Genomic DNA, 12494 nt, shown 5'->3' with positions numbered 1-12494 from the left:
ATTAACGCTTGTTGAAGCGTTCAAGGGCTGCTTGTTGAATATTGATTCCATCCTCGATACCCATGCTCTGAATCTTCTTGACGTACTTATCAAAATTATCGATCGGCTCCACGCCCATGATGAACTTGAGTAACATTTCGTCTTGGTACGTCTGAATATCTGTCATGATCGAAGCGAATTTGCCGCTCTCTTCCTGCGTTGGCGAAACGAGCGGCATTTTGCGCTCGGCCGTCGGTTTAGACCAGATTTCCAAAGCATTTTTCTGCTGTGGAAGCGCTAGATATTGCAATTGGAAATTTTCGCTCAGCACGAATGGTGCACTCCAGGTTGCCCGGTTATACTTCGCTATTGATTGCTGGATACTAACGCCAGCCGGAGGGTTTAAAATGTCCGGCAAGAATTCTGCTTTACCATCTTCCATCTTATAGCTGACACCTTCTATGCCGTAGTTAAATAAAAGATCTCCTTCTTCGCCGTATGCGTAATCGAGCCATTTGACCGTTTCGATCGGATTTTTGTTGCTCGTCGTAATAGCGGCTCCAGAGCCATTAGAAGCAAAATCTTTTTGCCCCCAAATTGCTTTATCACCGGCTTTCAATACCGGATATGGAGCAGCGACAAGATTGAAGTTCGGGTCTTTGTCCTTCATGAGGGTGGCGAACTTGCCTACGCCTCCTCCGTTGTATTGTGCAGATGCACCCAACAGGTTCGTCGACATTTTGTTATCGAACAATTTATCGTTCGGAGCTGCGAAATCCTTGTCAAGCAGACCTTCCTTATACCATTTGTTCATCGTTGTGAGGAATTCCTTATACTCCGGTTGAATTGGGCCGTATTTTACTTTACCACCGTCTTGATAATAGCTGTAATTGATTCCCCATGCGCCCAGGAACGGAGCATCGGATGCAAACAAATTCTTATCAAGGTAAATTGGAATTTCATCCGCTTCGCCGTTACCATTCGGATCTTTTTCTTTAAACTCTTTCAACACGTTATACCATTCGTCTATCGTCGTCGGCATGTTCAGCCCGAGTTTATCGAGCCAATCTTGACGGATCGTCGGTCCAAAGAACACTCTGGCCTTTTCGTCACCGCGCAAATACGGAAACATGTATATGCTACCTTCGTCTGTCATGATTTGCTTTTTCCAGTCTGGATGTTCATTTAACAGTTTTTTCAGATTCGGCGCATATTCATCGATCAGATCGTTCAACTTAATAATTTTGGCGTCATTAATTGCTTTTTCGGGTCCACCAGGGTAGTTCGTCGTCCAGATCGTTTCGAGAACGTCCGGCAGTTGGTTGGAGGTAAGCATTAGGTTGAACTGTTCTTTGGCCTGCTGGACATCAAGCGGAGGATGCTGGAATTCTACCTTCACGCCGGATATTTTTTCAAGCTCTTGGTACATTCCCATTTCGGCGTAGGTTTTCATTTGAGTTGAGACTGCAGAGTGGTTAGCTACCCAGTAGGTCAGATTCGTCAGATTCGGTGGCTGCGATTCTTTGCTTAACTCTGGTGACGCTGATGGCGTATTCCCCCCGTTTTGATTGCTGCATGCGGCAATCGAAACACTGAGTGCGGTAATCATTATGACGGAGCCTACTTGTTTCATTTTTCTCTTCATCTTTCTTGCCTCCCTTTAATTGTAAACAGTTGTTGCTGGTTAAAACCGGGCTTTTGTTTTCCTGGCTTCTGGTTCCAAGTGTAGCCTCTTGAAGCCCAAAATAAATAGGCTCTTTATTTCATATCCTGTATATTTTCGTAAGAAATACATGATAGAAGTAAAGAAATCACTACGACATTAAAAACCGTAAGTATATATTTTCATAATAAAATAAGGGCAGACCTTTAGAGGCTGCCCTTTATACGTTTGCTTCCATATTGGCTGTGACTGATATCATTGTTTCACGGTATTTACCCGGCGTAATGCCCTCCAGCTTTTTGAAGGCGCGGATGAATACGACATAATTATTATACCCAAGCTTTTGCGCGATTTGCGCAATGGTCATATCCTTACTTGCCAGCAGTTGTTTGGCGATTTCGATCCGCTTATGCGTCACATAGTCTAACAGATTTTGCCCCTGATTTTTTTTGAAGAAAGTAGAAATATATTGCGGAGTCATCCCGAAACGATCCGCTATATATGCCAGTCCGAGGTTCGGATCATCCAGACTATGCTCAATCAAGGTAATAATCTCCTGCAGCAATTGAGTATTGTGATCGGATCGTTCCACATTGAACGAGCGGGTAAGCGTTTCAAACAGCTCCTTCGTTTTCAGGTACATGTCTTGCGCTGTCGGATAGCTGAAAACCGCTTTGATCGGATCGAAGTCCGCTCCTAGCACTTCTCCCTGGTTAGTATTCGTGGAGTTAAGGATTTTCAGAAACGTGCTCGTTATGTTGAAGAACAAGCATTTTCCCAGCTCCGGCGTGATGTGGCTTGAATCGAAATTAATCGAATAAATCTTATCAAGCAATTTCTCAACATTGTCGGTATCCCCGCTTCGAACGAAATTGGTGAGCTGAATCTCGATTTCAAGCGGATAATAATAATGCTGCTTGGCATCGATAATATCATCGAAATGGATAATGGAGTTCTTTCCCACAATAAGTCGATATTCAAGAGCCGTCAGCGCTTCCGGGTAAGAATTGCGAATCGCTTTTGGACCCTGATGAATCCCTCCGGTTGCCACTGTCATGTCGAATTTGAACCTTTGCGAGATGACGCTGTAGAGTGACTGGGAGATCTCCCTAATATCAGATTCGGCAAGTTCATCTCGACCTGCCTCAAGGTTTACAAGAAATACGAGCCGATCACGGTCAAGCTCGACTGAGAAACCTTTATGATTAAGCTCAATCAAATCAACTCCGATATTCGATACAATAAACCTTGCACACGCCCAATCCTGTTCAGATTCTTCTTCCGCAAAGCTACGAATGTCCTCGATCTTGACAAGGAGAATGGCAAATCGGTCGCTTACAAACGATAGCTCCATATACCTGAGCATATCTTCACTTTCCACAGAAATGTCAACGTCCATATAGCCTTGTAAAAGACGAGATAAGTAGTTGGCCCGGATGAAAGGGATTTGCTGCGCCAAAGTACTTCGCAAGTTTTTCTCTTCGTGGATTGAACCTTCAATCGTTTGCCGGATAAACTCATATTCGTTAGAGGTGGGACGTTTGATCATGTCTTTTCCGCTCATAATCGCATTCACTGTTTTTTGAAGAGGCTTATAATTCCGGTAAGCCCCGACAATTACGGCTAACAGCCCGGCAATCATACAGAGGACGAACAACCAGATCGACCATTCTTTAATTTGATTGACCTGCTGCATAAAAACGCCGTTTGGCGTTATAGAAACATATTTCCAGCCAGCTTTTTGTGAAGAAGTAAACGACACCATTTGATCAGCTCCAGCAAACCGATATTCGAACGGAACCGTGCTTTCTTCCATGTGACTTAGTAAATCGGACGGAAACGGCGTTTCACTGGTACTCATGATCGTTTTCCCTGTATCATCAATGATGTAGATGATACTATCACTTGCTGATTCAAGATTGGCGAACATTTCTTTAATCTGGTCAACGTCAATTAACACGATAAAGCTACCTAAATTGTCAGATTGCGAAAAGATGGGCAGCGTTTGCATATAGGTAATGACTTCTTTTGGCATATATTCGATGTTTGTAGACGGATCGACACCCGTGGAAAGTGAAGCAACAGGTAAGTAGGACATCTTATGCTCTTGTTTCAATAGCATTCGCCATTGATCATACGACACGTTTTTCATGGAATAATAAGCGGAATAAAACGTCCGTGAATCGGTCAACAAATCGGCCTTAACAATCGTATCGCTGCTTTCGAAATAAACGTAATAGTCAAAGATAAAACTGCTGGTCATATTCCCATATTTGCTCAACTTATCCCGCATGAATTCAACGAACCCGTATCTATCAACATCATTAGCATTGGCAGAGGTTTTGAGCATATAATCCAGCTTTGGGTCGAGCGCGACTTGCCGCATTAATAAATCAACTTCAGACAATTTATTGTCCAGCGACATCTTCAACTGCTCAAGCATTGCCGCATTGGAACGATTTGTGCTATTCTCCAGACTTAGTTCCACTTTGGCGTATAAATACAGACCCATTGCAAGCGGTATCAAGAGTATGAACAAATTGGATGCGATCATCGTCAACAGTACACTTTTGCGACTGTTGATCAGACGTAAAATCATAGGCATTTTCAAAATAGGACACACTCATTTCTCGCATTTTTCAAAAAAATATTGTAGCCCATCAATTAAAAAGTCTATATTATCGGCAATTAATGCCTCGTTATAATAGGATAGAAAATAAGGTGCATTTTGGTAAATAATCACAAGATTTAAGTAGGTGCCCCCCTATCATTTGTAAGCGTAATCAAAAATTATCATATCTGTACATTCTAACCGACACCCCTGTCGCATGCAAGGCTCTTTTTTTGAATGAAATATACTTTTTTAATATTTAACTATTCTCTATAAATTCAAAAAAAAAATGCTCCAGCTTGATATAAGCTGCCGAAACCGGACCAAATATCATAAACTTTAAGCTCGCATCCGCATTCCACGTTCCGCTTGCTACCTTGGTATATTTCACATTATCTGTACCTCGAAACAAGACTCGCGAGACCAGAGCCGCGAACCCCATGTTAGGGTGGTTCGCGGCTCTTTATATCCAATACATTATGTAACATTAATATCAAGACTATTTTATCACTTCTGCATCTACTCCATAATTCTCTTAGCCAGCATCGCTAGACCGATGGTGTCGATAGTTCCGCTACCATTTCGAGTGATCTACCCGGCAAGAGCTCCTTGTTTTTTTCACCAAACCGACATCGCTAAGCCTATTCGAAAGTGCAATTGTTCTATATTGCTTTTAACATTCTAAGCACGAGTACTACAGCTTCTGCTCTCGTTGTGCTGGAACTAGGTGCAAATTCGTTGTTGTCACGGCCTTTAATAATCCCTTTGCGAACAGCTTCAGTGATCCAGCCTTTAGCCCATTTAGGTATCAAAGCGTTGTCAGCAAAAGTAAGGGTTCCGCTCTTCTCCTCGGTTAACTTCATTGCACGCGCTACCATGACAGCACTCTCGGATCTTGTCACTACTGCCTCTGCACGGAACGTATTGTCCTCATATCCATTAATGATTCCTGCTTTTACCGCTTTGGCAATCTCTAGTTTAGACCAATCGGGAATTTGATCTGAATCAGCAAAAGTATGCGTATCTTCCTCTTTCAAATGTAAGGCTCTTACCAAAATTGTTACAAACTGCGCACGAGTAATTGAATCATTCGGGCGGAAAGTTCCGTCCTCAAAGCCATTCACGATACCTTTTTCCACCGCTTCTTGGATCATTGCCGCAGCCCAGTGACCCTGAATATCTCTAAAAACAAGACCTGAACCAATAATTGAAACCTTTTTATCTACCTGATATGATTTAGACCCTAAGTTGTGATCAACCACTTTCATCGCGTCCCATTTTATTTCCGCTGCTCCCACTACCTTGACTTTGAATACTAGAGTGCCGATGGTGACATCGCCGCTTTCACCGGACACATTTCCAATTTTCGTATGAGCAATTGTAATTTGATTATTTTTTTTAATGGGTGAAACCGAAAATCCATCCAAATTCGATGTAACTTTTTGTAATTCAAGCTTTCTTGGATCATAGTTGAATTTGGCTTCATAAGCATACAAGTCTTTGATCCCTTTTACACTCATCGTATAGGTGATCAAATCATTGATCCTCGCACCACTTTTGTCTGCAGTCAGAAGAAATTGGGTAGATAATTCCGCTGAGGCGGGTGTGGCAAGAACGAATGACCAACAAAGCAGGCAAACCATCCATAACATTTTCATTTTCGCCTTCATAAGAACCATCCTTTCTGTAGTGGAGAGGAATAGAGAAAATCTTTAATAGACTCATCAAAGCTTCATATCAAAAACTATAAATTTATAGAAATGGACTCTACTGGTTTGATGATTGGCGTATAACGTACGACATCCAGAAGCCATGTGCTTCTGGATGTCGTTCTTCTACCTACTAACTTGATTGTTATTCGATAATCTTTTTCGCTACTGCTGCAAGGTCATCAATGTCTACTTTGTTGTCATGGGTAACATCCGCTTTTTTGTACTTATTCCAATCTGGGTCTGCAGAAGTTTTTCCATAAGCCGCTGCCACAATAGCTAAATCGCCGATCGATATTGTGCCATCTCCGTTCATGTCACTAGGAACAGAAATGATGACTAGATCCGTGAAGGACTGTACGGCTGCATTCAAGGCTGTCACTGCCTGCGCCACTTGCTCCCCAGTTGATCCTAAGTCATTTGCTACTGCCTTAGCTTTGTCAATTGCGGCTTGCAGTGCTGCTTTCGCTCCTACTGGATACTGTCCTGCTCGTGTGCCTTCTACCGCCGCATCATGTTTCGTTTGCGCATCAGTAATTAAGGCAATGAGTGCCGCTCTATCCACAACATTAATTTGTACGATTTTGGAACTACCGGATATTTCTGTTTCCACACCTTCGCCGTTAGCAATCTTTACGTTAGACAACGTAATTACTGCTGTCTGCGGCTCAGCCATTAATTTGGCTTTCCAGTGAAGTTTCAGCAGATCTCCGCTCGCATTAGCGGCATTTGCGCTTGTGCTTGCAGCAATGAGTCGGATTTGACCTGGTTTTTCCGTTTTATCTACAATAACTAATCCCTCTTTAAGCGATTCTGCCGAAATAAACTCCAGCTTTTCCGGATCATAGTCAAGGATCACATCCTGTGCATACGCATTTTCCATCAAGTCCTTCAATCCGTAAGTCATGGTAAATGATTGGCCTGCGGATACGGTGTTCGTGCCTGTTAATGTTGAGGCAGGGCCCACAGGAATATCCGTTTGTCCACTTATCGTAATCGTAGCCTCCCCACGAATGCCAGAGACGCCATTTGCTGACGCCACGACTTTAACGATGCCGTCTTTTTGTGCAGTCAATAAACCGTTGCTACTAATTACAGCCAAGTCTGTCGGCCCGTTATCCTTACCATAGACCGCCCAAGTAACTGACTTGTCAGACACATCTGGAGGTTCAATAGCTGCCGACATTTGTAAGGTGCCGCCTTTTTGAGTGATCGCTGCGAGGCCATTTTCCCCAGTCACAGTGATCCCAGTTACCGCGATCGGAACGTTAAGCTCCAGAACAGGACGGTTGCTGGCTGTTGGATTCTCGTAGGTTCCGTAACTGGTGCTGATCGTACTTTTCGTTGCACCGTATATTCTCACGGAAAGCTTCTTGTCATTTACCAAAGCATGCTGAACATGGCTCGTCACATCAATTTCATGTACACCCAAGGTTGGGGCGAAAGTAGCTAATACAATTTCTGTTGAATCCGGCTTTTTGTTCCAGGTTATCGTATTCTCTGACCATGAATTATCGCTGACCAATTCTACGACTTGATTAGGTGCACCCGGTCCGGTCTCTACCAAATTCAATTTGATTTTGGCGCTATCTACGGAACTTGTAACATTTGAGAGATCGAATTTAACATAGGACTCTCGGGACCAGTCAGGTTTAAGGTCTGCTTTGATCTCCATCGTCGGCCAATTGCCGTAATTCTTATTCGAATTGATGCCATCCCGAACATAAGCGTCATCGTACGAGGCAAGTACAATGGTACCTGGCGGAGATTGTGGACCTTCAATTGGCGGCGTCGGCGTTATCGGCGTAGAGCCCGAAGGTGATCCCAAATTTATTAACGTTACATCATCGATGTAAACATTCGCCTTGTTTTTCGTGATAAAACCAGTTCGTCCTGCTGTTTGTTTTAGTTCTGAAATCTCACCGTCAAAAAGCAATACTTGATCAACCTTGAGCTTATAATGGCTGCCAGTATACGTCAATTTCACCAAGTGCGGAATGCCTTGGGTCAGATGAATGCCGTTGTTTTCTCCCGGAGGGGGAGCGTTTAGCGTTCCCGTGTTCCCTTGTGGATCCATATAGAACCAAATGCCTGCTTCATAATAGATTTTAATATAGCTGTCCGGTCCTGTGTAACGAATGACGGCGCCTGCTGAATTACCATTACCGGATTGCGGGGTCATTGTAAACGTCATTTCTCCGTCAGCGATATCCGGTGTGTCCTTATCGAGCGCTATCGTTTCGTACCGATCTGTGTTCAAGGATAGCTGCTGGTCAGTTACTTGGACTTTACCGTTGCCATATGCGGTGATCCAACCTCCCAATTGTCCATCGTCAAACGTTTGATCAGCTATCTCGTTAAACGTCACTTCACCTAAATCGACAGTAAAGTCATCAACAAGAAGTTCCTGATTATTATCTGTGCTCGTACCGCCAGGTAATTTCACAAAACGTAAGCTGTAATCGTCTGCGCTGCCCGTCGTAAACGTCTTACTGTAGAAGTATTTACCAACGTCGAGCGTATCGTTGAACTGATCAACAGCGCTCGATCCGTAGCCGCTAGTTAACGCAAAGCTGTAGCTGCTCGCATACTGCACTTTGTACGGGAAACTTACCGTGTAGGTCGTATTTGGCAGCAATTTAAGACTCGTTGGAATCGTGCGTACGATTTCCCCCGAGTGATTATTGCTGGCAGTCATTTTAAACGTATAGTTTCCGTTGAGCGTATTGTAAGTGTAGCCTGCATTTAATCTCGAGATTTGATGAACCCCGCTTGAATAGACGAATGGCGTGAGACTTTCCTGGTTGCTTTCGAAATCTTCGAAGAAGTAATGACTGCCTTGCGGCGCCTTATTTACAAGCTCGACTACACGAATATCGTCCAAATTCGCTTCCGCTGTTGTCGATCCGGCAACCGCGTTCGCTTTCATATAGAAGGTTGCACTCGTAGATCCGGCTGGTACGATAAAATCGACCCATATCCGCTGCATATAGCTCTTTCCGGACGCACCTCGAGGCGTATACATTTCTTTGTTCGGAATGTTCGACTTAGTGAGCGTATTGGTTATTTCCTCACCGCCATAGTCCTTCACTCCGATCGTCAGTGTACGACCGTTCTTGACCTCCGCATATACGGATGCCTGGTACGTTTTGCCCGGCGTTAAACCGGTTAGCATCTGGGCGATGGTTGCATCGGCGCCGTCGTTCCCTTTCACCTGCAAGTGCGTTCCCCCGCCCACATCCGTCTGGATGGACACATGACTTGTGCTGCCGCCTGTTGAAGTGACGTTCCAGTTGTTCAGCATGCGGCTGTCGAATCCGGGATCCTTGACCAGACTGCCGTAACCGAAATTCATTTCGGATGCCGGGGTGATCCCATCCTCTTGACCGCTCTTATAGACAACATAAGGCGTATTCGCAGTCGCGTTGATGGTGATCTGACCGGAGGTCACCGGCAAGTTCGTTACGAACACTTTACCTGTATCTGTGAGCTGATACAGATCGACATTCGTTACCCCTGTCCAGCTGGAAGGCAGCGACCATGTCGTATTACCGCCTACAGAGTTCCAGTGGTACAATTTGGTTTCGGTTTGGGGATCCCAAGGCAGCAAATATTGGGTCATTAGCGGCGTTACCTTCTTGTTGTGATAGCCCGTTACAGACGAATCTATGATTTTCTTTTGGAACTGTTTCTGATAAGTTGCAATCAAATTCCCATTTTTCCTTAGTTCCACAATCGGACTATTGGTGACATTTTTGCCATCGTTCGTTACCGTGCCCGGTGTCACGACTTGACCGGTCAAACCTCCGCTAAAAGAAACGCTTGTAGTTTGGTTCAGTGACGAATCAAGATCCATCTTCATTATTTCGTAATTCTGCATGTATTTATAGAGCAAGTTATTCGTAAAGAAGATGTTCATCTGAGCCTGAACAGTTAAGTTACTATCACCCTGATCTTCATCTTGATCGTCTCCATATGACATAGAGCCCGCATGACGAGCTGCAAGCAAAATCGGATCGTACATGAACTCATCGGTCACATGGTTTCTGAGGAACCGTTGTACTTTGCTCTCGTTTTCACTGACATGATTCCAAATGCTGTAGCGATCGAGTGCGCCACTGAATTCCGTACCAATCATAATGCCGTTTTTGTTCAATTCGTTCGCCAGCTTCCACTGAGCATAACCATTACCGGAATACACATCGATGTACGCCCATTTCAAGTCGGGAATACTCTGGCGAATTTCTGCGATTCTGGCAGCCAAACCGGTTGGCCCGTTATCGATCGCATCATCCCAGCGCTTCAAGTGCTCTATTGGGGTAATACCTTTCCAGTCTAATGTCCCTTGAGACTTATCCGGGCTGTAATAATCCGCAGCGCGACTTAATTCTCTATGATTGATATGGATACCTACATACGCATTTAACTTTAAAGCTTCCGTCGCTAATATGTTCAGATCTGTCTGTCCGCCAGCTCTTGAGTCGAAATTCCTGCCATAATCCGGTTGAAGATTATTTGAATCCATCTGGCCTTTCATCTCAAAGAGCTGTCCAAAACCGTCCGAATACAGATAAAATTTCTTTAGATTATCAAGCACACGCAGGAATGGCCATTGCGTCAGCGTTCTGTTGTGGGCAATGTGCGGCGACACTTTAGGGATAATGTCGTAGCCGAGAGGAAGCGTCATAATTTTTCGGTAGCCGATCCCGGCATCCTGCCAGTTCACGACTCCGTCCGAGTTCGCATCGGCGTTAATAGCTACCTTCACGTAGGGAAGCTCAACGATTTCTTGCTTGCTGCCGTAAATTTCCCGGTATGTCCAAGGATAGCTCCAAACGCCCAGCTTTTTATAGCCGGTTTTTTCAACAGTCTGGTATACGGCATGCTGCTCATATTCATTATAATTATTGCTGATTTTTTGATTATCAGGCACAAATTCGAATGCGTTGCTATAGATCGCCGCCGCAAGCTCATTCGTATTCAGAAGCACATACGATTTCCCGACTGGGGAGGAATCGATCGCTTTGTTCGCAAGCACATTGTATTCTTCCTTCGAGCTATTCCACGACCGCACATCGACGCCCGTTTCCTGCGCGCCTGCTTGCGTATCGCGGACGGAGATCAGACTATGGTTCGGAATTTCAACTGTTCGGACTAGCGTGGAACCGCTTTCTTGAATGTTCGTGACTTTGAAGCTGAGCACGTTATCGATAACCTCGATCTCGACGGTTAGCACGACATTTATGCTAGCGAAAGTAAGTGTGTAGTTTGCCTTATTAGCAGCTATTTTCGTGAATTGTACCTTTGGCGTATAAGAAACGCCATTGATGTTTACCTTGGAAAGCTCATCCTCTTGACCGTAAATGATTTTGCCGTTGCTCAGCCATTCGTATTGAATGACCCTTGGAAATTGGTCGTCAATCGTAACTTGCATGTCGGCGGATTGAACTGTAGCTGAAGTAGATTGAACTGTAGTCGAAGCGGCATTAACTGTAGGAATGCCTATACCCACCGTCTGTACGGCCATAAGGAGTGTCGCGAATAATGCAGCAAACTTGGTAGAACGTAAAAATAAAGATTGCTTAGTTTTCAATTGTGTTTCATCTCCCTTTTTAAAAATCGGAATAACTAAATAGCTGGTCTGGTGCCTTCTGGAAATACATCACCCCCTTCACAAAAAATTCGGGTCGTAGACTTCGTTTTCAATCCTTACTAGTCCTTAATCGTTCCTTCGATTCTTTGCTTGAAGACGGTACTACTTAGGGCGTCTCCACGGTTTTGAATGCTATACGCAGCAACCGAACGCGTGAGTGTGAAATCCATAACGGAGCCTACTTGTTTCATTTTTTCTTCATATTTCTTGCCCCCCTTTTAACTATCAACAGTCATCAACTGGTTATAAACGGGCTATTGTTTTCCATGCTTCTTGTTCCCAGTGTAGCCTCACGAATCCGAAAAAGAATAGGCTCTTTATTGCATATCCTGTGTATTTTCGTAAGAAATGCTGGATATAAGTAAAGTAATCACTACGACATTAAAAATCGTCATTATACTTTTTCAAAATGAGAAAACCTCTATATAGTGCATTAAATGAATGAGCGACTGCTAGTAGAAGTAGGTTTAATAGACAAATAGAAAGCGTATTTCGGGATACCGAAATACACTTTCTATTGTGATCCAATAAGGGCAGGCCCAAAATGAACTGCACCCCGTCAAGTAGACAGTACAAATAATAAAAATCAGTTAAGCGGCCTTGTTCCTAAATTCCATTGGACTAAGGCCGTTTAATTTTGCTTGTAATCGTTCGTTATTGTAAAAATGGATGTAGTTCTCGACGTCCTTCTTGAGATCCTGAAAGATTTCGTACTTGTGTAAATAGTACTTCTCACATTTCAGAGTCCCCCAGAAGGATTCCATTGGACCGTTATCGATGCATCGACCAACTCGAGACATGCTTTGAATCAGCTCATTTTTGTCCAAGAGCTTTTTGAAGTCCAACGATGTGTATTGAAATCCACGATCACTGTGAAGC

The 12494-nt window shown here is 43.9% G+C and carries 6 protein-coding genes; all 6 read right to left on the bottom strand.

Features of this window, described 5'->3' with window-relative positions; genetic code table 11:
- Nucleotide 1: 1 nt before the first annotated feature.
- A complete protein-coding gene (locus tag AC0YN6_RS20250) occupies nt 2-1624 on the bottom strand; it encodes a type 2 periplasmic-binding domain-containing protein (protein WP_475749037.1) in 1623 nt (540 codons plus the stop codon).
- A 238-nt stretch (nt 1625-1862) separates the two neighbouring features.
- On the bottom strand, nt 1863-4247 hold the full coding sequence (locus AC0YN6_RS20245) for a helix-turn-helix domain-containing protein (RefSeq protein WP_475749193.1): 2385 nt from the start codon (nt 4245-4247) through the stop codon (nt 1863-1865).
- 265 nt (nt 4248-4512) lie between these two features.
- Nucleotides 4513-4644: a hypothetical protein gene (locus AC0YN6_RS20240; RefSeq protein ID WP_475749036.1), complete on the bottom strand. Its 132-nt coding sequence runs from the start codon at nt 4642-4644 to the stop codon at nt 4513-4515.
- A 271-nt stretch (nt 4645-4915) separates the two neighbouring features.
- Nucleotides 4916-5923, bottom strand: a complete 1008-nt coding sequence (locus tag AC0YN6_RS20235; protein WP_475749035.1) for an S-layer homology domain-containing protein — start codon at nt 5921-5923, stop codon at nt 4916-4918.
- Nucleotides 5924-6107: 184 nt separating this feature from the next.
- Nucleotides 6108-11555: an endo-alpha-N-acetylgalactosaminidase family protein gene (locus AC0YN6_RS20230; protein WP_475749034.1), complete on the bottom strand. Its 5448-nt coding sequence runs from the start codon at nt 11553-11555 to the stop codon at nt 6108-6110.
- 650 nt (nt 11556-12205) lie between these two features.
- On the bottom strand, nt 12206-12494 hold a 289-nt coding region (locus AC0YN6_RS20225), incomplete at its 5' end, for a transposase (RefSeq protein WP_475749033.1).

This window comes from Paenibacillus sp. J22P15 (assembly GCF_056269345.1).
The sequence above is the reverse complement of the archived record's forward strand: the minus strand, read 5'-3'. Positions and strand labels throughout refer to the sequence as shown.